Below are 21,746 nucleotides of genomic sequence, written 5' to 3'. Positions count from 1 at the left end.
CCTTATCGTTGCGCGAGATATTCAGGCGAAGCCATGGTGAGCAGAACCGCCATATAAACGCGGTTTTTCCGCGCGTTGTCGATCGTGAGCGCGTTGCTGCCATTGGACTCCGGCACGCTAATGGCATTGAGCGCGGTCAGAATCTGGTTACGCAGCGTGGTCGACATGCCGCCGCCCATCAGCAGTAGCGACACCCGGTCCAGCAAGTCGGCAGGCTTGGGCGCCAGCGACACCTCGGTCACGTAGTTGGGCTGAATGTCGTAATTGCGTCCGGCGCCGTAGGCGACCGTGGTTTGCATATACGTCAGGTAGCCGCTGACGCTGGGCTCGCCGGTGATCTGCATTTCCGGCGCGACCATCTTTGCCGCCGACAGCGAGGTATTTGGCGGCGTGTACGTCGGCCGGTAGAAGTTGAATACCGACGGCGAACGCAGCGGCGTCTGGCCGATGTTCGTCAGCGGATCGTCCATGGTATTCAGCAGGAAGTTGCCGCTGGCCGATTTGGCGTTAAAAGCACGCATCCAGTTAGTCATGCGCAGCACCGGCTCGCGCAGCTTCTTCGGACGGCCGTTATCGCTGGCCTCAGGATCTGTCAGGATCGCCATGATCACAGCGCGCATGTCGCCGCGCACGCCGGCGCCGTTATTGGCGAACGCAGCAGAGACGCGGCTGATATAGGCTGCGCTGGGGTTGCTGGTAACCAGGCGCTGGATGAGCTGGCGGCCGATAAACGGACCGACGTTAGGATGGTTGAACAGCGTATCCAGCGCCACCTTCAGATCCGCTTCGCCGCTGCCGTTGGTGCTCACGCCCAGGAACGTTTTGGACGAGGTGGAGTGGAAGTCCGGATACATTTGCATCGGCAGCCAGTCGCGCGCCGGGTCGGCATCCGTACCGTGGAAGCGTTGCTTGCTCTTGTCCGGGCCGCCCCAGCTCCAGCCGGTGAATACCTTGGCCAGGCCGGCGACATCGTCGTGCGTATAGGTTTCGCGCGGAATGCCGCCATTATGGGTCCTGATGCTGCCATCCTGTTCCAGCTGATAGAGGCCGATAGACATCAGCTGCATGATCTCGCGCGCAAAATTCTCATCTGGCACGCGCGGGCCGCTTTCCTTCTGGTTGTGCAAATGGCTGAGGTACAGCCCCATCATGGGATGCAGCGCCACGGCCTGCAGCAGGTCGCGGAAATTGCCAAAGGCATAGCGGCCGAGCATGTCATAGTAGTCGGCGGCGCCTTCAGGACGGTCGTACATGCCGGTGCCGATAAAGGAAATCACGAAAATCTGCGACAGGGCATACGCCATGCGCTGGCGCAGTTGATCGCTGCCGGTCACCGCCTGCTTGAAGAACGATTCGTTGAATTGCAGCGGCGTCGCGCCCGAGATGGACTGGATATAGTCGCGGTGGCGCACTTGTGACTTGCTGAATTGGGCGGTGATCCACGCGGCTTTGCCCGAGCTGCTCACCTCGCTGATGCTGGCTGCGGTCGCGCCAAACGTTGCCTGGTTCAGAAATTGTGCTGCAGCCTGCGGCGTCAGTGCTGCTGACGCCGCAGCGGTGGCGCCCATGGTCTTGCGCACCGGAGTGGCGTTTGACGATAGCGGCGTGCTGGTGTTGTCGGGAGCGGCGCTGCCGGATGAGACGCTGGCGCCAAGCAGCAGGCCACTGGAAGTTTGTTCACCGCTGGAGCTGCCTCCCCCGCAGGACGCTAGGAGCACGGTACTTAGCAGGCTGGCGACGAGTTGTAAACGTTTGCCTATCATTTCACTACCCTAAAATGTAATGGGCTCGATTGTAGAAGAGCTCGCTCCCATGCAACACATAAAGTTTATTTGTGAAATGTAACTATTTAAATTATTGTAAAAAGTTAGGCGACGTTAAGGTGGTTTTGAGGGCGAGTTAGAGGAACTTATTAGGCCGATAAAAACAATTTCTTTCTGCAAATGTCAATTCCACGCAACGAAATTTTAACACTCCAACAAAAAAAGCAGCCGAAGCTGCCTTTTTATGAGATTTGTGTGCTTATTGCTTGACGCAATCCACAAAGTAACCGCGTTTGCCATCCACTTCACGCTTGACCAAACCGTGGACATCGGTTTCGAAGCCTGGGAAGCGTTCATTGAAGTCGCGAGCAAAGCGCAGGTAATCCACAATGGTCTTGTTGAAGCGCTCGCCTGGGATCAGCAGCGGGATGCCCGGTGGGTAAGGCGTCAGCAGGATGGAGGTGATGCGGCCTTCCAGCTCATCAATGGCGACGCGCTCGATCTCGCGGTGCGCCATCTTGGCAAATGCTTCCGACGGTTTCATCGCCGGCACCATGTCCGACAGATACATCTCGGTGGTCAGGCGGGCCACGTCGTAGGCTTTGTAGAAGTCGTGGATCTGCTGGCACAGGTCGCGCAGGCCCATTTTTTCGTAGGTCGGATTGGCGGCCGCAAATTCCGGCAGGATGCGCCACATCGGCTGATTCTTGTCGTAGTCATCCTTGAATTGTTGCAGTGCGGTCAGCAACGTGTTCCAGCGGCCTTTGGTAATGCCGATGGTGAACATGATGAAGAACGAGTACAGGCCGCATTTCTCGATGATCACGCCGTGCTCGGCCAGGTACTTGGTCACGATCGACGCCGGGATGCCGGTCTCGTCGAACTTGCCGTCCAGCGACAGGCCAGGGTTGACGATGGTGGCTTTGATCGGATCCAGCATGTTGAAGCCCGGCGCCAGCTTGCCGAAGCCGTGCCAGTCGTCCTCGGCCTTGATGATCCAGTCTTCGCGCGAACCGATGCCTTCTTCGGCGAATTCGTTCGGACCCCAGACCTTGAACCACCAGTCCTTGCCCCACTCGGCGTCGATCTTCTTCATGGCGCGTCGGAAGTCCAGCGCTTCCAGGATGGACTCTTCCACCAGCGCAGTGCCGCCTGGCGCTTCCATCATGGCTGCAGCGACGTCGCACGAGGCGATGATCGAGTACTGCGGCGAGGTCGAGGTGTGCATCAGGTAGGCTTCGTTGAAGGCGTCCTGGTCCAGCTTGACGCTTTCCGATTCACGCACCAGCACCTGCGAGGCCTGCGACAGGCCGGCCAGCAGCTTGTGGGTCGACTGGGTCGAGAAGATCATCGACTCCTTGGCGCGCGGGCGGTCCTTGCCGATCGCATGCATGTTCTTGTAGAAGTCGTGGAAAGTGGCGTGCGGCAGCCAGGCTTCGTCGAAGTGCAGCGTGTCGATCTGGCCGTCCAGCAGTTCGCGCAGGGTTTCCACGTTGTACACCACGCCGTCGTAGGTCGACTGGGTGATGGTCAGGATGCGCGGCTTCTTGTTCACGGCTTCGCGCGCGAATGGGTTGGCTTCGATCTTGCGCATGATGCTCTCCATCGAGAACTCTTCCAGCGGGATCGGGCCAATGATGCCCAGGTGGTTACGGGTTGGCATCAGGAATACCGGAATCGCGCCGCACATGATGATCGAGTGCAGGATCGACTTGTGGCAGTTACGGTCAACCACCACGATGTCGCCAGGCGCCACGGTCGAGTGCCACACCATCTTGTTCGAGGTCGAGGTGCCGTTGGTGACGAAGTAGCAGTGGTCGGCGTTGAAGATGCGCGCGGCGTTGCGTTCGGACTTGGCGACCGGGCCGGTGTGGTCCAGCAGCTGGCCCAGCTCTTCCACGGCATTGCAGACGTCGGCGCGCAGCATGTTCTCGCCAAAGAACTGGTGGAACATCTGGCCGATCGGCGATTTCAGGAACGCCACGCCGCCCGAGTGGCCAGGGCAGTGCCACGAGTACGAACCGTCGTTGGCGTATTCCACCAACGCGCGGAAGAATGGCGGCGCCAGGCCGTCCAGATAGGACTTGGCTTCGCGGATAATGTGGCGCGCGACGAATTCTGGCGTGTCTTCAAACATGTGGATGAAGCCATGCAATTCGCGCAGGATGTCGTTGGGGATGTGGCGCGAGGTGCGGGTTTCGCCGTACAGGTAGATCGGGATGTCAGCGTTCTTGTAGCGGATCTCTTCAACGAAGGCGCGCAGCGACTTCAGTGCGGTGTCGGTATCTTCCACCGAGCCGGAACCAAATTCTTCATCGTCGATCGACAGCACGAAGGCCGAGGCGCGCGACTGCTGCTGGGCGAACTGGGACAGGTCGCCGTAGCTGGTCACGCCCACCACTTCCATGCCTTCTTTTTCCATCGCATCGGCGAGGGCGCGGATGCCTAAGCCGGACGTGTTCTCAGAACGGAAATCCTCGTCAATGATGACGATGGGGAAACGAAATTTCATGCATGTCTCCAAAAAAGCAAGCCGCCCCTGACAGGATGTTGAGGGGCGGACAGGGCGCGACCACGATGGCCGCAAAAAAATAAGAACGGGATTCTCGCAGAAAACAGCGCTGCTGCGGGAAAAATTATCGTACCAGAATGCCGTATCGGCATGACGCCTTTGTTACATAGCTGTCATGCCGATCAACTAATGTTGCTTAGTGACCAGCGAACCAGGCGAGGGCGCCCATCGCCACGCCGATCCCGGCCACGCCATAGGCCAGGCCCATCATCCACTTCTTGCGGGTCAGCAGGGTGATGGCGGCCAGCGAAATGGCGATCTGCTCGGCCGTGGTGGCCAGCGCCCACTGGTGGTGCTTGTGCATGGCTTCATCCGATTTGTGGTTCCACTCTTTCGAGGATTCTTCCCACTTTTCGGCTTCCTTCTTGATGTCTTCCTTCTCGTGCTTGTAGCGGGCCACTTCGGCCTCGTAGCGCTTGGGATCGACACCGGGCAGTGTCATGGCCAGTTCCGCCAGGTTCTGCTTGGCAGACTTGGCCTGGTAATAGTTCCAGCTATTGGCGGCCTGGGTCTTGTCGATGGCGGCATTGTTCTTGAACAGGGCGGCATCGTTCTGGGTGGCGCCGCCAAGGTAGCCGAATGCGGCGCCCACGGTAGCGAGGATTGCGGTCATGACGGCAATGTTGTTGGAAAAGCCATCGCCGCCATGGCTGGCGTGTTCCACCGCGTGGTCGTGCGGGCCGTGGACGTGGAAGCCTTCAGAAGACATAGGGGTATCCTTAATCAAGCCTTGCGGCGCAGGGTAACAAAAGCGTAGTGCAGACCGGATTTCTCCGAGGTGTGTTCTTCGCGCGCGGTTTCCTGCCACGCGTCGGCGTCGATCTCCGGGAAGAAGGCGTCGCAGTCGAAGGTCTGGGCGATCCGGGTCACGATCAACTGGTCGGCCAGCTGCATCGATTGCTTGTAGATCTCGGCGCCGCCAATGACGAAGCCTTCGGCGCCGTCCAGCAGTGCGATGGCCGCTTCGATGGAGCCGACGGTTTCCACGCCCTCATGCGACCATTGCTGGTTGCGCGTGACGACGATGTTGCGGCGGCTGGGCAGCGGACGGCCGATGGAGTCGAACGTCTTGCGGCCCATGATGATTGGATGGCCGGTGGTGATGCGCTTGAAGTGCGCCAGGTCCTCCGGCAGCTTCCACGGCAGGGTATTGTTGATGCCGATGCCGCGCTGGGCGTCGGTGGCGACGATGATAGTAAGTTTGCTCATGATTCCAGGTGCGATAAAGAGGCGTGATTATCGTTGAAATTACGGTTTCGGAGGCGCTGGCGTGCGCGCTTTCTTGCTGCGCCGGTTTTCACGCTTGCGCTGCAAACGGCGCTCCTCCAGCCAGTCGCGGCAACTCGGGATGCTGAAACACGTACAGTTGTTGGCGCAGCCCAGGACATCGGCGACATCGCTGGCATCGCAGGACAGGTCGCAATTGCCGGCCTGTGCGCGGTGATGCTTGCTCATGGCCGGCGCTGCCGGATGATAGTGCTGGTGTATCTCGTGGCAGTCGTCCAGCCGGCGCCGCAGCAGTTCCAGGCCGACCGGCAGGCCGCGACGCGCGATCACGCGCTTGCCGTAGGCGGAGCAGCTGTCGCGGCCCGTGTGGCGGCGGAAGGCGCAGTTAAAGCCCTTCAATGGCGACAGGTAGCGCTGGTAAAAGCTGATGGCTGCCAGGGCCAGAATTTTCATGGGGCGCGGTAGAAGTTCAACAGGTGGCTGGCCAGCGCCTGCGGCGCCTCCAGCGGGATCATGTGGCCGGTGCCTTCCTGCAGCACATGCAGCTCGATGGCCGGATTGTAGCGGCTGAATTCGCGGACATCGTCGGCCGCCACCAGTTTATCCTGTTCCGAGGCGATCGCGAGCACGGGACAACGCAGCTCGCCGGTGCGGCTCATCAAATCCGGGCGCTCGATGGTGGTGCGGAACTGCGTCAGCAGCACGTCCTTGCCCAGTTCCACCGCCATGGCCTGGATGACGTCCACAATCGCGGGATCATCCATGTGCTCGGGCGCCAGAATCTCGCGCAGGCGCATCTGCGTCATGCCGGTATAGTGGTTCTTTTCCAGTAGCGGGATGATGCGCAGGCGGGTGGCTTTCTCCTTCTCCTGCAGGCCACGCGCGGAACTGGCGATGATGACCAGCGAGTTGACGCGTTCCGGATTCGTCAGCGCGTATTCGACTGCCAGGTAGGCGCCCAGCGAGAACGCCACCAGATTGGCTTTCGGCGCCGTATGCGCGCCGATCAGCTCTTGCATTTGCGCGCGTGAGCGGGCCTTGTGCAGCGGGACGTGGTGGAATTCAAAGCCGTCGCCCAATAGCGGCAGCAGGCGGCCCCATATGCGTTCATCGCACAGGGTGCCAGGGACCAAATCCAGACGCGTCATACGGCCATCGGGGCGGTGATGGGCGCGTGGTGCTGGTAGCCTTCCAGTGCGAAGTCCGATGGTTCGATTTTTTCCAGCCACTCCGGCTCGTATTTGCCGGTTTTGCTGAAGTCGGGCACGCGGTCGGAGATGATGAGCTCCGGCAGCGGCAGCGGTTCGCGCTTCAGCTGTTCCTGCACCATGTCCATGTGGTTCTCGTAGATGTGGGCGTCGCCAATGAAGTAGGTAAACCAGCGCGGCGTGTAGCCGGTCAGGCGGCCTACCAGGTGCATCAGTGCCGCGCCTTCCGCCAGGTTGAACGGCGTGCCCAGACCAAGGTCGTTCGAACGCACGTAGAGGCACATCGACAGCTCTTTGGTGGTCGGGTTGGGAATGAACTGGTACAGCAGGTGGCAGGCGGGCAGGGCGACCGCGTCCAGCACGGCGGGATTCCAGCCATGGAACAGGATGCGGCGGCTGCCCGGATTGTTGACGATGGTGTCCAGGCATTCGCGCAGCTGGTCGATGGCCTTGTACAGCAGGACTTTCTGCACGCCGTCTTCTTCCAGCGGCGCGACGACGGTGAAGCCGTTCTTCTGCGCGTTGGCGATTTGCGCCTGGTTGGCGGCGTCCAGCACTTTGTAGCCTGGCCACTGCCGCCACTGCACGCCGTAGACCGGCCCCAGGTCGTCGGTGCCGAGGCGATAGGGATTGTCCAGCCATTGCTGGTTTTCGTTGGCGTTCTGGTCCCAGACCTTGCAGCCCAGCGCGCGGAAATCCGCAGCGCTGCGCGAGGCGCGCAGGAAGGCGCACAACTCGCCGACCACGGATTTAAACGCGAGCTTCTTGGTCGTCACTGCAGGAAAACCTTTTTTCAAGTCGAAGCGCATCATCGCGCCCGGCACGCTCAGCGTGCGGATGCCGGTGCGGTTGTCTTGCCAGCTGCCGGTGTCGATGACGGTTTGGATGAGTTCCAGGTATTGCTGCATTCAGTTCTCCAACGTGTTCGGTGGTGCAAAGACGGCTATTTTAACAGGCGGCCGGCCGGCGCTCAGCGGCTGCCCGGTTTGGATTTGCGGCCACCCGGCTGCGAGGCCGCACGGCCTTCAACGCGCGCCTGCGACTTGGCGCCACGGCCACCAGCCACCACCACTGCGCCCTTGGGCGATGCGGAGCCGCTGTCGCCACGCCGGCTACCGCTATAGCCGCCGCGCGGCCCGCCACCGTATGCGCCGTCGCTGCGCGCGCCACCGGACGATTTACCGCCTGCTGCACGGTCGCCACCCGACGATTTCAATGGTTTCGGCGGCGCGATGTAGGTGCCCAGCGATTCGCTGCCGCCCGCTGGCCGCGCCTCAGCTTTGGCCGGCGTTTTGCTGCCTGCGGTTGTCGTAGCGGGGCGCTTGGCTGCGCCAGCCGGCTTGCTGCCCGCTTTGCCCCCACGGGGCGCGGCGAGTTTTTGCGCCGGCGTGGCGCTGCCTTTTGGCGCTGTCTCCGGCACGCGGTGATCTGCCTCGAAGCCAGCTTCCTGAAAACGTTGAATCACCTGGCGCGTCAGCGTCTCGATGGCCTTGAGCATATCCACTTCGTCTGCACACACCAGCGACATCGCTTCACCCGTCATGCCCGCACGGCCAGTACGGCCAATACGGTGGATGTAGTCTTCCGCCACCGTCGGCAAATCGAAATTGACCACCAACGGCAGCGCTTCAATATCCAGGCCACGTGCCGCAACGTCGGTCGCGATCAACAACTGCACCTCTTTGCGCTTGAAGCGGTCCAGCGCGCGCAAACGCGCTGGCTGCGTCTTGTCGCCGTGAATGGCATCTGCTGCAAGGCCATGCTGTTGCAACTCCTTGACCAGCGCCTCCGCACCTTTGCGCGTCTTGACGAACACCAGCGCCTGCGACCAGCCCAGCTTATTCAGCAGATGCAGGAACAGCTCCGGCTTGCGGCGCTTGTCGGTTGTCACCAGCCACTGCTTGACGGTGCGCGTGGCGGTGTTGGGCGCCGCCACCTGAATTGACACCGGATCAATCAGCATGCCCTTGGTCAGCTTGCGTACCTCATCGGAGAACGTGGCCGAGAACAGCAAGGTCTGACGCTGCTTCGGCAGGGCTTCCAGCAGAATATCCAGATCGCGCTCAAAGCCCAGATCCAGCATGCGGTCCGCTTCGTCCAGCACCAGCGTTTGCAGCAGCGCGAAACTGATCGCGCCCTGGTCGTGCAGGTCGATCAGGCGGCCCGGCGTGGCCACCAGCACGTCCAGGCCCTTGCGCAGCTTGGCGATCTGCGGCGCGATATCGACGCCGCCATAGGCCACGGCGCTGCGCAAGGGCAGGTTGCCGCCGTAGCTGCGGAAGCTCTCGAACACCTGTTCCGCCAGCTCACGCGTCGGCACCAGCACCAATGCGCGCACGGCTTGTGGCTCCGTCACGCCGTCCAGCGTCAGTCGCTGCAGGATCGGCAGCGCGAAGCCGGCGGTCTTGCCGGTGCCGGTCTGCGCAGCAGCCATGACATCACGGCCTGCCAGCACGGCGGGAATGGCTTGCTTCTGGACCGGCGTAGGCTGCTTGTAGCCCAGCGTGTCCAGCGTGCGCAGTAAAGGATCGATCAGGCCAAGTGCGTGGAAGGTCATGGTGTATGCAGTAAAACGAAAAGAGGGCGCAGTGTAGCCGGTTTGCCCGGCTTGCGCGGAATTAGTTGGCCAAGGCCTCTGACCACAAGGTCAGAATCTCGCGTACGCGCTGGTCCGGCAGATTAAGCAGGTTGTCGCCGACATAGAGTTCAACGGCGCAGCGCTGCGGCAGCGGCGCATGACTGGCGCCGTTGAACAGCCAGACACTGTGCTGCTCGGCGATACGGTTGCGTACCTCCAGCGCCCGCTCGCGGCTCACCGGCAGGTGGATGTGCAGCATATTCGCATGTGGCCTGGCCGGATTCGGCGCCAGCAGCGGATAGTCCCGCAGCACGTCATACAACCACTGCGTACGTTTGAAGTAGTCCGGCATCGCCGCCAGACGTGCATCGAACTGCATCGCGGCCGCGACGACATAGGGCGTGCGCTGATACACATTGCCGCCCTGGCGGCGGAACCATTCCTGCGCCTTGGCGACAAAGTCCGCGCTGCCGGCCAGCATGGCGCCGGCCATGCCGCCGATGCCCTTGTACAGCGACACGTAGACGCTGTCGAAACCCGCTGCAATCTCGTTGACAGGGCGTGCGTACGCCGCCGCCGTCTCCCACAGGCGCGCGCCATCCATGTGCAGATGGACGCCCTGTTCGCGGCAGTAGTCCTTGATGGCGGACAGTTCGTCCCAGCCGGGACACTGGCCGCCGATTTCACGCGCGGGCAGTTCCAGCGACACGGCGCCCAGCTTGTCGGGTATGCCCTGCAATTCCCCCAGCGTCCACGGACGATGCGGGTCGCCGATTTGCAGCGCGTGGAAATGATCGAACAGCTGATGATTGCCACGCTCGTGCTTGAGGATATGTGAAGTCGGATGCAGCGCGACCAGCTTGCTGCCGCGCTCCATGCAGGCGATGCGCAGCGCCGTGGCTTGCGTCATGGTGCCCGTGATGCAGAACACCGCCGCCTCAAAGCCCAGCAGGCGCGCGACTTTTTGTTCGAAATCCTGTATCAGCGCGCCGCTGCCATAGACGTCATGCGTGACATCGCGCGCCTGGCACCAGTCGCCCATCGCCGCAAATAATTCAGCGGGCAGCGGCTGGCGATGGCCGGGCAAGTGGTTGCGGCAGCTTTGTTTCAGTTCAGCGTCAGTCATGGCGTGCTCCAGGAAGATACGCTCAATGCTCCACGTGCACGTGATGGAACTGCAGCGCCGCCAGATTGGCGTAGATGCCGCCCAGTGCCACCAGCGATGCATGGGTGCCGGTTTCGACAATTTTACCGTCTTCCATGACGATGATGCGGTCCGCGCGTTGTACCGTGGCCAGGCGATGGGCGATGATGACGGTGGTACGGCCAACCATGGCCGCTTCCAGCGCCGATTGCACCAGGCGCTCGGATTCGGCATCCAGCGCGCTGGTGGCTTCGTCCAGCAGCAGCAAGGGCGGATTTTTCAGCAGGGCGCGTGCAATCGCAATGCGCTGACGCTGGCCGCCCGACAGACGCACACCACGCTCGCCGAGGAAGGAGTGGTAGCCTTGCGGCAGGCGTTCGATAAATTCGTGAGCTGCGGCCAGCCGGGCGACGGCGATCACTTCTTCATCGCTGGCATCGGCGCGGCCGTAGCGGATATTTTCCATGGCGTTGGCCGAGAAGATCACCGTATCCTGCGGCACGATGCCGATGGCGTCGCGCAGCGTGTGCAGCTCCAGCTGGCGGATATCGACGCCATCCAGCTTGATGCTGCCGCTTTGCGGATCGTAGAAGCGCAGGAACAGCTGGAACAGGGTGGTCTTGCCGGCGCCCGATGGCCCCACCACGGCCACAGTCTCCCCCGGCTTGATGTCCAGCGTGACGTGGTCCAGCGAATTGGTTTCGGTACGCGATGGATACGAGAACATTACATCGTTCAGCGACAGCGCCGCGCCATTGGCGGCGCGCGGCGGCAGCGGCAATGGCTGGGCCGGCGACTGGATCTTCGATTTCACCGACATCAGCTCCAGCAAGCGCTCGGTGGCGCCGGCGGCGCGCTGCGCCTCGCCCATCACTTCGGACAGCGCACCGATGGCGCCTGCCGTGATGGAGGCGTACAGGATAAACTGGCCCAGATCGCCGCCCGTCATTTCGCCCGACAGCACGGCGTGCGCGCCCAGCCACAGCACGAACACGATGGCGCCGAACACCAGCACAATCGCCAGCATGGTCAGGAAGGCGCGGGCCTTGATGCGGCGCATCGCGGTCTGGAACGCGCCTTCGACCGAACCGCCAAAGCGTGACGACTCGATCTTCTCATGCGTGAACGCCTGCACGGTCGGCATGGCGTTGAGGATTTCGCCCGCCATGGCGGAGGCATCGGCCACGCGGTCCTGCGAATCGCGCGACAGCGTGCGTACGCGGCGGCCAAATATCACAATCGGCAGCACGGTCAGGATCAGCAGGCCGACGATGATGGCCGACAGTTTGGGGCTGGTCACAAACAGCATCACCAGGCCGCCGATAAACAGTAAGGCGTTACGCAAGGCCATGGAGATGCTGGTGCCGACCACCGACTGGATCAGCGTGGTATCGGTGGTGATGCGCGACAGGACCTCGCCGGTCTGCGTGGTCTCGAAGAATTCCGGGCTTTGCGTGACGACGTGGTTGTAGACGGCGGCGCGGATGTCCGCCGTGACGCGCTCCCCGAGCCACGAAACGCTGTAAAAGCGCGCGGCGGTGGCCAGCGCCAGGACGGTGGCAAGGCCAAACAGCGCCAGGAACACCAGGTCCACATGCTGGATGCTGCGCGTGCCCGAACCGCCGAAGCCCATGTCGATCATCTGTTTGAACGCGGCGGGAATCGCCAGCGTGGCGCCGGCGGCGACCGCCAGCGCAATCCCGGCCACGATGAAGCGGCGCGTGTACGGCGCCAGGAAGGGCGTCAGCTGGCGCAGCGTGGCAAGGCTGCCTTTCTTGAGTTCGCGGGTGGCTGTCGGAGCGGCGGCGGACGGCGTGCTGGCGGTGGTGCTGTTGGTCATCGTGTGGCTACAGTGGCGTAAATATGCTGATTGAGACGTTTGGTATGGATTTATATTGTGCTTACAGTTTCATCGGACTGACATAGCCAGTGAGCTCCAGGTAGGCGCGGCCGGCCGGCTTGCCGTCGCGGTTCAGCGTGACCGCACCTTCCCAGTACACGGCACCGGTCGACCGGCGCGAATCCAGCTCCTGATCGTCCTGTAAGGGCACGATGTCCCACACAGTGCTGCCTGTGGTGAGCTGGGTCGCAACGGGATACTCGGCATTGGTGCGGGGCGAACGCCACCGCCTTTGCGGGGTAAAAGTGACCTGTTCCGGCGAGAACTGCGTGATCTTACCGGAAGCATCGCGCCATGTCGCGTGCGACCATAGTTTAGCACCTGTCGTGCTACGGACCTGGAAAGCCATGAGCGCGCCGCCATCGGCCAGGTTGGCGCCGACCCAATCCCAGCCGCTGGCGTCCTCGCCCACGGCCTGGCTGGACCATTCATGATCGAGCCAGGCGGCGCCGGTGACAGTGGCCGGTTTGCCGGCGCGCGTGATGCTGCCGCTGACCCGCAGCTGCGGCGCGCTGTAGTAATAGCTGCTTTGGGCGGGATTGGGGCCTTTGCGTGAATAGCCGCGCTCACCCTGTAGCAGTACCGGTTGCGATGGCGTCAGCTGCAGGTCGTAGGCAAATTGCGGCGCATCGACATGCACGCGATAGCTGCCGTCGGCGCCGCGCTGCATATGCCAGTCCTCCAGCTTGATGTGGGTGTCGCCGGTTCTGGCGAAAGACAGGCCAAAGCCTTCGCGCGCGCTGCGCTGGTCGTGCAGCAGTTTGCCGTTGGCCGGATCGGACAGCGCGGCATGGCCGATGATGAGCTGCCGCGGCGCGAACTGGCTGGGATTGGCGCGGTCATGCGGGCTGGCGCTGCGGAAGAAGGTGACCTGGAAGCCGAGCGGCTTGCCGTCCGGCGTATTGAGCCAGCCGGTCACGTACCACCATTCGGTTTTGTATTCGGGGTGCGCGCCATAATCCTTGGGGAAGGTCAGCGTGGCGCCGGCCGGCAGCGGAACTACGGCGGGGAACGCCGGCGTGGCGGCATGGGCGGACGCCGCCAGCACAAGCAGGGCAGCGGCGCGCGCCAGCCGATGGTATAAACGGTGCAGCATTACCAGTCCTCCCTGACTGCGCGTATCGGTCCTCCGGACAGCGACTGGCGGCCCGACAGCAGCGCCGTGAGCGCGGAGGCGGCCAGCAGCACGGCAGCCACGGCGCCCAGCAGCGGCCAAGGCAGGTGCAGCTCCATGGTCCAGTGGAAGGATTGCGGATTGACGACAAAAACCAGTATCAGGCTGATGACCCAGCCCAGCACAAAGCCGGTCAGGATGCCGAGCGCGGTCAGTGCGCCGCCCTCAATCGCCAGTATGGACAGTACCTGCCTGCGCGTGACGCCCACATGGCGCAGCATGCCGAATTCCTTGGCGCGCGCCAGCGTTTGCGCGGAGAAGGTGGCGGCCACGCCAAACAGGCCGATGACGATGGCGATGGCTTCCAGCAGGTAGGTGATGGCGAAGCTGCGGTCGAATACCTTCATGCTCATGGTGCGGATTTCCGATGGCTCGGTGGCCTCCAGCGACGCCGCGAATGGCAGGCGTTTCAGGGCGGCCAGCGTGGTCTCGGCCCTGGCGCCTTTTTTCAGTGTCAGCGCGGAGCCGCTGGCATTCAGGTCGCCCGTCATGGCGCGGTAATCGCTCAGGCGGATCTGGACGGTGCCCGTCGGCCGCGCATAATCGCGCCACACGCCCGCCACCTGGAAGGTATGCAGCTTGCCGTTGAGCGGCAATTCCACGCGCTGGCCCAGCTTCATGCCGTACAGATCGACCATGGCTTCCGACACCCATACCGGCAGCGTATCGCTGGCTGGCACCTGCGTGGGGCCGACGATGGCCAGCGAGCGGCCCGGATTGGCGGCGTCGATGTGGCGCGCCATGAGCGCCACTGCGGGACGGTCCGGCGCCAACGACAGTGCGTGCAAGCGCAGGAAGTCGGCATGTTCCACGCCGGGCAAGGCGGCCAATGCCTCTTGTTCCTGTGGGCGCATGCCGGCAGTGGCGCCGCCGCTGGCGCTGCTGATGTAGATATCGGAAGGCAGCACCTGGCGCAGCCAGTCGTCCAGCGAGACGCGGAAGCTGGCAACCATGATGGCCATTGCCACCATCAGGCTAAAGCTGGACAGCACACCGCCCAGCGCGATGCCGGCCTGGCCGGAGGCGTTCGCCAGGCGCGACAAGGTCAGCGTCATGACGGCGGAAGCACCGGGTTGGTTGGCGGTGGCGGCGCTCCAGCGCCGATAGGCAGCGCGGAAGACGATGGCGGCCAGGCGCGGCATCAGGCCGATGGCGCCGATCAGCAGCAATGCAATTGACAGATAGCCGAACAGTGGCAGCTCGAACACGGGCGGCAGTTGCGACAGCAGCGCCGCGAGCGCCATGCACGCCAGCGAAGGCCAGGCGCGTGCCAGCCGCGACATGGCCGCTTCCTCGGTGCCGGATTTCAGCGCGACGGCGGGTTTGGCGCGCGCTGCATCGATGGCTGGCGCGGCGCAGCCGAGCAGCGCGACGGCGACACCCAGCGCAAAATAGATGGCGGCGGCGACCGGCGTGAAGTGGACTTGCGGCCGCACACCGGAGAAGAAGCCGGCGCCAAGGTCCGCGCCCATGAGGTGCAGCGCGGTGGCGGCCATGCCGTAACCCGCAGCGATGCCGATGGCGGAACCGGCAATGCCGAGGCACAGGCCTTCGATGAGGATTTGCCGTAGCAGGCGCCGGCGGTCCATGCCCAGCACGCGCAGCAGCGCGAACTGGCTGCGGCGGCGGATCACGGACAGTGCCTGCGTCGAGAAGACCAGGAAGGCACCTGTGAACAGCGCCACCAAGGCCAGTACCGTGAGGTTGACGCGGTAGGCGCGGCTCATGCCTTCGTTGCGGCTGTTCTGTTCCTGGTCATTCGGCTGGTTGACGCGGAAGCGGCCCGGATACTGGCGCTGCAGGTCCTGTTCCAGCTGCGCCTTGAAGCTGTCGCGGTTGATGCCATCGCGCAGTTTGAGGTCGATGCGCGAGAGCTGGCCCAGCTTCTCGAAACGCCACTGGGCGGCGCCGATGTCCATGGTGGCGATGCGCTGGCCCGCGCGGGCGCCGGGCAACGGGCCGGCCACGCGCAGCTGCAACTGATTGGTGCCGACCTGCAGCGTGACCGTGCCGGCCCTGGGTTGCAGCCACTGCTGGGCGGCGGGCGACAGGAACAGGGCGTCGTCGGCGATGGTGTCCGCTATTTTGTCGGGCGCTGGTATGCCAATCAGGTCCGGGGTGATGAAACCGATACGGAAGGCGTCGATGCCGATGATCCTGAGGGCGGTGCGTTGGCCCGGCACGGATGCTTCAAATTCCAGCACCGGCGATGCGACCACCACGCCGTCGCGCTCCGCCAGCAGCGGATAAATGGCTTCGTCGAAGAATGGCTCGGTGCCGCGTACCTGGATGTCCGCCACGCCGGACAGGCCTTTGACGGCGGCGGAGAATTCATTGAATGCCGCAGCGTTAATTAGGTGGATGGCGAAGCCGAGCGAGATGCCGACGGCAATCGCTGCAATCGCCACCAGCGCCCGCACGGGGTGCGCGCGCCATTCGCCGAGCAGCAGCCAGCGTGACAGGCGGCGCATCGAGGCCGGCGGCGCGGTGGGGATGGTGGCGGATGGCTGGTCAGACATCAGTGAGGACACTCCAGTGCCGTCGCATCGCCAGCGCGTCTGGCGCGCAGACGGGCGGCTTCTGCGGCCTGGCCGGTGGCGCGGCGTGCGTCTTCATCGGCCCAGCGTTGGTTGAGTTTCAGCTTGTCGCACTTCTTGCGCTGGACGGCGGCGGCTTGCGCGGCGTGGGTGGCTTCGCGATCGTCGTGCTGTTCGCGTTTGATACGCGCCTGCGTCAGCGCGTCGGCCTGCTTTTGCTGGCGGCGCAGGAGCGCTGCGGCGGCGGGATCTGCGCCCCGCGCCGCCGGGGTGTCCAGCGTTGCGGCGCTGGCATGGGCAGGACAGGGCGTGTCGCCGTAACTGACCTTGCCATCGGCGGTGCATTTGTAGACTGTCTGGGCATACGCAGCCACGGTGGCGGCCCACATCACGGCCATCATCAGCATTTTCATCTCAACCTCGCTCAAAGGACTTTACCGGGATTCATGATACCCAGCGGGTCCAGTGCGGCTTTGATGGCTCGCATCATGTTGAGTTCAACGGCGGATTTGTAGTGCGCCAGTTCTTCGCGCTTCAACGCGCCGATGCCGTGTTCGGCCGAGATCGAGCCGCCAAACGCCATCACGCTGTCGTACACCACGCGGTTCACCTTGTCCTGATTGGCGAGGAAGTCGTCGTTGGATATTCCGGGCGGCGGCGCGACGTTGTAGTGCAGGTTGCCGTCGCCCAGATGGCCGAAGCACACCAGCTGGCAACCGGGGAAGGCCGCATCCAGCAGCGGGCCGGTGGCGGCGATGAAGTCGGCAATCAGCGATACGGGCAGCGAAATATCGTGCTTGATATTCTTGCCGGCTTTGGCCTGCGCCAGCGGGATGTGCTCGCGCAGCTGCCACAGCCCGGCCGATTGCGCGACCGATGACGCCACCACTGCGTCGTGGATAACGCCGCCATCCAGCGCCGCGCCGATGGCATGCTCCAGCAAGCCGACCGCATGCTGCTCCGATTCGCTGCTCGACAACTCCAGCAGCACATATTGCGGGTGCGCTTCGGCGAAAGGCCGGGGCAGCGCCGGGAACTGCTGCGCCACCAGATCGAGGCAGTAGCGCGACATGAGCTCAAAGCCCGTGAGGCTGGCGCCGCAGTGGTCCTGCATCAGTACCAGCAGGCGCAGGGCATCGGCAGGCGAGGGCAGCGCGGCCAGTGCTGTGATGCTGGCTTTGGGCTGCGGATACAGCTTGAGCACCGCGCCGGTGATGATGCCCAGCGTGCCTTCGGCGCCGATGAATAAATCACGCAAGTCGTAGCCGGTATTGTCCTTGCGCAGGCCGCGCAAGCCGCTCCAGATCTCGCCTTGCGGCGTCACCACTTCCAGCCCAAGACACAGCTCCCGCGTATTCCCGTAGCGCAGAACGGCGGTGCCGCCCGCGTTGGTGGCCAGGTTGCCGCCGATGGTGCAACTGCCTTCCGCCGCCAGTGACAACGGGAACAGACAACCCTCAGCGGCGGCGGCCTGCTGGATGTGCTCAAGGATGCAGCCCGCATCCACGGTCATGGTGCGGTTAACTGCATCGACTTTGCGGATGCGGTTCAGCCGCGCCAGCGACAGCAGCACCTGACGGCCGCTGGCATCCGGTATGCTGCCCAGTACCAGCCCGGTATTGCCGCCTTGCGGCACGATGCCGATGCGGTGTTCGGCGCAAACGCGCACCAGCGCGGCGACCTGTTCCACCGTGCCAGGGCGCAGCACGGCCAGGGCCTTGCCGGTAAAGCGTCCACGCTGCTCGGTGAGGAAGGCGGCCATATCGGCCGGCGCGTCAACCACATAGGCATCGCCGGCAATGGCACGGCATTGCGCGAGAAAGTCCATCATTTAACCGTGTTGACCTTTACCTTGTCGAGCAGTTCCTTGGCCAGCTTTTTCGCCGCGCGCTTGTAGGGGCGCAGGTACAGCACGGCGCAGACAAAGTAGACGCACACCACCAGCGCTTCGCCCCAGCCCAGCCACGCCGACAGATTGCCCTTGTCGCTCCAGCCGCGCACTACGCCTTCGGTGAAGTACAGCAGTATCATCATCGAGGTCCACTGCAGCGTGTAGATATCGCGCTTGAATACGCCGTACAAGGGCAGCAGCAGCGGCAAGGCTTTCAGTACCAGCCACGAGCCGCCCGGTTTCAGCGGCGCCAGCACCATCTCCCACAATACACACCAGATAATCAACACAACCAGGCTGCCGATTGCGCCCCAGTGAAAATATTTCTGCATTGTGGTTTCCATGGTGCTTATCCGTTCAGTTTGACCGCTGTTTCCGCCAACCGCTTGCCCAACGCGATGGCGAGGCGTTTTTCATCGTCGGTGATCACTTTTTTGCCGTCGAGGCCAGACCAGTGGCTGGCGCCATACGGCGTGCCGCCGCTGGCGGTGGTCATCAGTTCCGGCTGCGTGTAGGGCAGGCCCAGCACCATCAGGCCGTGATGGAACAGCGGTATCATCATCGACAGCAGTGTCGATTCCTGGCCGCCGTGCAGGCTGCCGGTCGAGGTGAACACGCAGGCCGGCTTGCCTGCCAGGGCGCCGGACAGCCACTGGCTGGCGGTGCCGTCCCAGAAATACTTCATGGCCGAGGCCATATTGCCGAACCGCGTGGGCGAACCAACGGCGATGCCGGCGCATTCGGTCAGGTCATCCAGTTCCACATACGGTGCGCCATCGGCCGGCACTTCCGGCTCGGTGGCCTCGGCCACGGTGGACACGGCAGGCACCGTGCGCAGGCGCGCATCGCAGCCCGGCACGCTTTCAATCCCTTGGGCGATCAGCTCTGCCAGCTTGCGGGTTGCGCCGTGGCGGGAGTAAAACAAAACAAGAATGGTCAGGTTGGAAGAGTTCATCGCCGCTATTATAGGGCGCTTTAGCGAGTGGCATCATTGCCGTTGTTGTAATACGATACCGCCCATGTACGAAAAATATCTCCAATGGTTCTTCCAATATGTCTATCGCAGCTGCAAAAACAGCTGGGAGACGGCGCGTTCCCTGTCCTGGCCTGAAATCCGTGACCTGATCCTGTTTGCCCGGCGCCGGCTGCGCGAAGAGAGTTTGCCGCAGGTGGCCGGCAGCCTGACCTTCACCACGGTGTTTGCGCTGGTGCCCCTGCTGACGATTGCGCTGGCGATCTTCACCACCTTCCCGCTGTTCAAAACGCTGCAAACTTCGCTGGAAGCGTACTTTGTGCAAAGCGTGATGCCGAAGTCGATTTCCAGCACCATCCTGAATTACCTGACCATGTTCGCTTCCAAGGCCACGCGGCTGTCGGCGGTGGGCGCGGTAGCGCTGATCTTCACCTCGATTACGATGATGAATCTGATCGAGCGCGTCTTCAACCGCATCTGGCGCGTGCGCGATGAGCGCGCATGGACCAAGCGCATCCTGGTCTATTGGGCGCTGCTGACACTGGGGCCATTGCTGATCGGCGTATCGATCACGCTGTCGTCGCAGGTGTTCATGGCCACCAGCGACCTGGTGGGCCATGTGCCGATAGTGGGCGCGGTGATTTACACCGTGCTGTCGCTGGCGCTGACGACGGCGTTCTTCACCATGCTGTACGTGATGGTGCCCAACCGCGATGTGGACTGGTACGACGCGGCCTGGGGCGGCCTGGTCGCGGGCCTGGCGTTTGAACTGGCCAAGCGCGGCTTCGCCATTTTCATCACGCAGTTTCCGACCTACTCGAAGATTTATGGCGCGCTGGCGGCCGTGCCGCTGTTCCTGTTGTGGGTGTACGTGTCGTGGATGATTACGCTGTTCGGCGCCTTGCTGGCAGCCGCGCTGCCGGTGGTGAAGTACGAACGCTGGTGGCATGAGGCGCAGCCGGGCGGGGAGTTTGTCGACGCCATGGCCATCCTCAAGGTGCTGCACGTGGCGTGCAAATGCGGCGATACGGCCCTGGTCAGCGCGGGCCAGATCCGCGCCCGCACGCGGCTGGGCTTTGATGAGATGGACAATCTGCTGGAACGCATGATGGCGGAAGGCTGGGTGGGCCGGGTGCCTGTGGCCGCGCCGCCGCGGGTGCAGTGGGGCAAGCGCGTCAGCGAAGGGGCGGACAACTGGGTGATCCTGGCCAACCTGGAAAAGCTCACGTTGGCCGAAGTCTATCGCCTGTTTGTGTTCTCCGGCATGCCGGTCAACGCCGGCGTGATCGCGGACGGCGACGATGAACGCGACCGCCAGGCCGCGCGCGAAGCGGCCCAACTGGCGCGCGAGGTGGAGTCCGCCGTGGAAGCCGGCCTGGGCAAAACCCTGGCCGACCATTTCGGTCCTATCGACTGCCGATAAAGCTGAGCAGGGCGTCGCTGAGCGCGTCCGGCTGCTCCGTCATCATGGCGTGGCCCGCTTCCAGCGTGACGGTCTGCGCGTGGGCGATGGCTTCTGCCAGGCCGCGTGCGGCCTTGGGCGGCGTCATCACGTCACTGGCGCCGCACACCAGCAGAGCAGGGCAGCGCACGCTGGCGGCGGCGGTCAGGCCCTGGTCGTAGGCATTGCAGGCGGCAAGGTCGGTATGCAGCAACTGGTCGGGATTTTGCCGCGCCAGACGCTGCATCAACAGCTTGAGGTCGTCGATGGCCGGATGGCCCTGCACATGCGACCACTTGGCCACCATGCTGATTGCGCGCGGCTCATCGGTGCGGGCGGTTTCCAGCAGCGTGTCCGCAACTGTCATCGGATAGGCCGTGCCAACCAGGCCCAGGTGCGTCACGCGCTGCGGCGCTTTGGCCGCAGCTTCCAGCGCGATCAGCGAGCCCATGCTGTGGCCGATCAGCGCGGCATGGTGGATGTGGGCCGCCTCCAGCATCGCCAGCAGCCAGTCGGCCATGGCGGCCACGCTGGTCAGCGCGGGGCCGGGCGTGTGGCCGTGGCCGGGCAGGTCCGGCGCCAGCACATGGTAGCCGTGGTCGGTGAAGTGACGGCTTTGCGCCGCCCACACGGTATGGTCATTCAGCGCGCCATGGATGAAAACCACAGTAGGCTTCTGCATAAGGCTCCTTTCGACAACAATGTTATGTTTTGCTTATCCGTAGCACTGGCTTTTTTGCCGGGCATAGGCTACATTCGTTACAAGGTTAGAACAATTAGAACTCCCATTCACAGAGCATATATCAGCGGACAGGACGGCCCCAAATGAAAGTCTCCGAAATTCTTCAAGTTAAAGGCTCCATCCTTTACACCATCTCCCCCGATCAACCTCTGGCCGACGCGGCCAACACCATGGCCGAGAAGGATATCGGTTCGCTGGTGGTGATGGAGTTTGGCGATCTGGTCGGTATGCTGACCTTCCGCGAAGTCCTGCGTGCGCTGCACGACAACCAGGGCAACGTCGGCGGCGGCACGGTGCGCAAGCATATGGACGACCATCCGATTACCGTTACTCCCGATACCGAAGTCAACGAGGTGCGCCGCATCATGCTGGAAAAACACGCGCGCTATCTGCCGGTCATGAATGCCAAGACGATCCTGGGCGTGATCTCGTTCTACGACGTCGCGCGCGCCGTGCTGGAAGCGCAGAGCTTTGAGAACCGCATGCTCAAGGCCTATATCCGCGACTGGCCGGCCGAGGCCGAACAAGCCGCCGACTAAGCCGATATCAAAAAAAGCCACGTGGCAGTACGGCGTTCCTGAACGCCGCCTGCGCAC

General features: G+C 63.1%; 19 protein-coding genes. 2 read left to right on the top strand and 17 right to left on the bottom strand.

Translation table 11 applies throughout. The features are described from left to right. Nucleotides 1-2: 2 nt before the first annotated feature. The 16 genes from GTP58_RS28690 to wrbA all read right to left on the bottom strand — a co-directional run bounded on the left by GTP58_RS28690 (nt 3) and on the right by wrbA (nt 18,949). Complete coding sequence (locus GTP58_RS28690) at nt 3-1,763, bottom strand: DUF1800 family protein (protein WP_161080371.1); 1,761 nt, start codon at nt 1,761-1,763, stop codon at nt 3-5. A 259-nt stretch (nt 1,764-2,022) separates the two neighbouring features. Beyond that, nucleotides 2,023-4,275 carry an arginine/lysine/ornithine decarboxylase gene (locus tag GTP58_RS28685; protein WP_161080370.1) on the bottom strand — a complete coding sequence of 751 codons (2,253 nt, stop codon included), beginning with the start codon at nt 4,273-4,275 and terminating at the stop codon, nt 2,023-2,025. A gap of 196 nt (nt 4,276-4,471) precedes the next feature. After that, a complete protein-coding gene (locus GTP58_RS28680) occupies nt 4,472-5,044 on the bottom strand; it encodes a DUF4337 domain-containing protein (protein ID WP_161080369.1) in 573 nt (190 codons plus the stop codon). Nucleotides 5,045-5,058: 14 nt separating this feature from the next. Beyond that, entirely contained in the window at nt 5,059-5,544 is a 486-nt protein-coding gene (locus GTP58_RS28675) for a dihydrofolate reductase (protein ID WP_161080368.1), read from the bottom strand. A gap of 39 nt (nt 5,545-5,583) precedes the next feature. After that, nucleotides 5,584-6,015 (bottom strand): membrane protein insertion efficiency factor YidD, encoded by a 432-nt coding sequence (gene yidD / locus GTP58_RS28670; RefSeq protein ID WP_161080367.1) that lies wholly within the window; start codon nt 6,013-6,015, stop codon nt 5,584-5,586. Next, entirely contained in the window at nt 6,012-6,710 is a 699-nt protein-coding gene (locus tag GTP58_RS28665; protein WP_161080366.1) for an alpha/beta fold hydrolase, read from the bottom strand. The genes yidD and GTP58_RS28665 overlap by 4 nt, the downstream gene beginning before the upstream one ends. Further along, a complete protein-coding gene (locus GTP58_RS28660; RefSeq protein WP_161080365.1) occupies nt 6,707-7,678 on the bottom strand; it encodes a thymidylate synthase in 972 nt (323 codons plus the stop codon). The genes GTP58_RS28665 and GTP58_RS28660 overlap by 4 nt, the downstream gene beginning before the upstream one ends. A 62-nt stretch (nt 7,679-7,740) precedes the next feature. Then, on the bottom strand, nt 7,741-9,327 hold the full coding sequence (locus GTP58_RS28655; RefSeq protein WP_161080364.1) for a DEAD/DEAH box helicase: 1,587 nt from the start codon (nt 9,325-9,327) through the stop codon (nt 7,741-7,743). A gap of 61 nt (nt 9,328-9,388) precedes the next feature. Continuing rightward, the gene (locus GTP58_RS28650) at nt 9,389-10,474 is read right to left on the bottom strand and encodes a low specificity L-threonine aldolase (protein WP_161080363.1); all 1,086 of its coding nucleotides are present in this window, start codon (nt 10,472-10,474) and stop codon (nt 9,389-9,391) included. A gap of 22 nt (nt 10,475-10,496) precedes the next feature. Beyond that, entirely contained in the window at nt 10,497-12,332 is a 1,836-nt protein-coding gene (locus GTP58_RS28645) for an ABC transporter transmembrane domain-containing protein (RefSeq protein WP_161080362.1), read from the bottom strand. Between the two features lie 61 nt (nt 12,333-12,393). Then, complete coding sequence (locus GTP58_RS28640) at nt 12,394-13,488, bottom strand: lipocalin-like domain-containing protein (protein WP_161080361.1); 1,095 nt, start codon at nt 13,486-13,488, stop codon at nt 12,394-12,396. Continuing rightward, nucleotides 13,488-16,085 carry an FtsX-like permease family protein gene (locus GTP58_RS28635; protein ID WP_373924789.1) on the bottom strand — a complete coding sequence of 866 codons (2,598 nt, stop codon included), beginning with the start codon at nt 16,083-16,085 and terminating at the stop codon, nt 13,488-13,490. Before GTP58_RS28635 ends, GTP58_RS28640 begins: the two co-directional genes overlap by 1 nt. After that, complete coding sequence (locus tag GTP58_RS28630; protein WP_161080360.1) at nt 16,085-16,516, bottom strand: DUF4124 domain-containing protein; 432 nt, start codon at nt 16,514-16,516, stop codon at nt 16,085-16,087. Before GTP58_RS28630 ends, GTP58_RS28635 begins: the two co-directional genes overlap by 1 nt. An 11-nt stretch (nt 16,517-16,527) precedes the next feature. Next, a complete protein-coding gene (locus GTP58_RS28625; protein WP_161080359.1) occupies nt 16,528-17,934 on the bottom strand; it encodes an FAD-binding oxidoreductase in 1,407 nt (468 codons plus the stop codon). Further along, nucleotides 17,931-18,338, bottom strand: a complete 408-nt coding sequence (locus tag GTP58_RS28620; protein WP_072790127.1) for a DUF2069 domain-containing protein — start codon at nt 18,336-18,338, stop codon at nt 17,931-17,933. Before GTP58_RS28620 ends, GTP58_RS28625 begins: the two co-directional genes overlap by 4 nt. Before the next feature lie 5 nt (nt 18,339-18,343). Then, on the bottom strand, nt 18,344-18,949 hold the full coding sequence (gene wrbA / locus GTP58_RS28615) for an NAD(P)H:quinone oxidoreductase (protein WP_161080358.1): 606 nt from the start codon (nt 18,947-18,949) through the stop codon (nt 18,344-18,346). Nucleotides 18,950-19,013: 64 nt separating this feature from the next. Between wrbA and GTP58_RS28610 the strand changes: the two genes are divergently transcribed. Next, nucleotides 19,014-20,390: a YihY family inner membrane protein gene (locus GTP58_RS28610; RefSeq protein ID WP_072790132.1), complete on the top strand. Its 1,377-nt coding sequence runs from the start codon at nt 19,014-19,016 to the stop codon at nt 20,388-20,390. Here the strand turns inward: GTP58_RS28610 and GTP58_RS28605 are convergent. Further along, on the bottom strand, nt 20,374-21,090 hold the full coding sequence (locus GTP58_RS28605; RefSeq protein ID WP_161080357.1) for an alpha/beta fold hydrolase: 717 nt from the start codon (nt 21,088-21,090) through the stop codon (nt 20,374-20,376). The genes GTP58_RS28610 and GTP58_RS28605 overlap by 17 nt on opposite strands. A 143-nt stretch (nt 21,091-21,233) precedes the next feature. Here GTP58_RS28605 and GTP58_RS28600 point away from each other — a divergent pair, with 143 nt between their 5' ends. After that, complete coding sequence (locus GTP58_RS28600; protein WP_072790138.1) at nt 21,234-21,689, top strand: CBS domain-containing protein; 456 nt, start codon at nt 21,234-21,236, stop codon at nt 21,687-21,689. The last annotated feature ends 57 nt before the right edge of the window (nt 21,690-21,746 follow it).

Origin of the sequence: Duganella sp. CY15W, assembly GCF_009857555.1 — a bacterium.
GTDB classification, from domain to species: domain Bacteria; phylum Pseudomonadota; class Gammaproteobacteria; order Burkholderiales; family Burkholderiaceae_D; genus Rugamonas; species Rugamonas sacchari.
This window is presented reverse-complemented; position numbering and strand designations above follow the sequence as displayed.

Coding starts and splice junctions, on each gene's coding strand:
- GTP58_RS28685 (WP_161080370.1), bottom strand. CDS start 4,275: ATGAAATTTCGTTTCCCCATCGTCATCATTGACGAGGATTTCCGTTCT.
- GTP58_RS28660 (WP_161080365.1), bottom strand. CDS start 7,678: ATGCAGCAATACCTGGAACTCATCCAAACCGTCATCGACACCGGCAGC.
- GTP58_RS28600 (WP_072790138.1), top strand. CDS start 21,234: ATGAAAGTCTCCGAAATTCTTCAAGTTAAAGGCTCCATCCTTTACACC.
- GTP58_RS28635 (WP_373924789.1), bottom strand. CDS start 16,085: ATGTCTGACCAGCCATCCGCCACCATCCCCACCGCGCCGCCGGCCTCG.
- GTP58_RS28655 (WP_161080364.1), bottom strand. CDS start 9,327: ATGACCTTCCACGCACTTGGCCTGATCGATCCTTTACTGCGCACGCTG.
- yidD (WP_161080367.1), bottom strand. CDS start 6,015: ATGAAAATTCTGGCCCTGGCAGCCATCAGCTTTTACCAGCGCTACCTG.
- GTP58_RS28665 (WP_161080366.1), bottom strand. CDS start 6,710: ATGACGCGTCTGGATTTGGTCCCTGGCACCCTGTGCGATGAACGCATA.
- GTP58_RS28625 (WP_161080359.1), bottom strand. CDS start 17,934: ATGATGGACTTTCTCGCGCAATGCCGTGCCATTGCCGGCGATGCCTAT.
- GTP58_RS28650 (WP_161080363.1), bottom strand. CDS start 10,474: ATGACTGACGCTGAACTGAAACAAAGCTGCCGCAACCACTTGCCCGGC.
- GTP58_RS28645 (WP_161080362.1), bottom strand. CDS start 12,332: ATGACCAACAGCACCACCGCCAGCACGCCGTCCGCCGCCGCTCCGACA.
- GTP58_RS28605 (WP_161080357.1), bottom strand. CDS start 21,090: ATGCAGAAGCCTACTGTGGTTTTCATCCATGGCGCGCTGAATGACCAT.
- wrbA (WP_161080358.1), bottom strand. CDS start 18,949: ATGAACTCTTCCAACCTGACCATTCTTGTTTTGTTTTACTCCCGCCAC.
- GTP58_RS28680 (WP_161080369.1), bottom strand. CDS start 5,044: ATGTCTTCTGAAGGCTTCCACGTCCACGGCCCGCACGACCACGCGGTG.
- GTP58_RS28620 (WP_072790127.1), bottom strand. CDS start 18,338: ATGGAAACCACAATGCAGAAATATTTTCACTGGGGCGCAATCGGCAGC.
- GTP58_RS28610 (WP_072790132.1), top strand. CDS start 19,014: ATGTACGAAAAATATCTCCAATGGTTCTTCCAATATGTCTATCGCAGC.
- GTP58_RS28630 (WP_161080360.1), bottom strand. CDS start 16,516: ATGAAAATGCTGATGATGGCCGTGATGTGGGCCGCCACCGTGGCTGCG.
- GTP58_RS28690 (WP_161080371.1), bottom strand. CDS start 1,763: ATGATAGGCAAACGTTTACAACTCGTCGCCAGCCTGCTAAGTACCGTG.
- GTP58_RS28675 (WP_161080368.1), bottom strand. CDS start 5,544: ATGAGCAAACTTACTATCATCGTCGCCACCGACGCCCAGCGCGGCATC.
- GTP58_RS28640 (WP_161080361.1), bottom strand. CDS start 13,488: ATGCTGCACCGTTTATACCATCGGCTGGCGCGCGCCGCTGCCCTGCTT.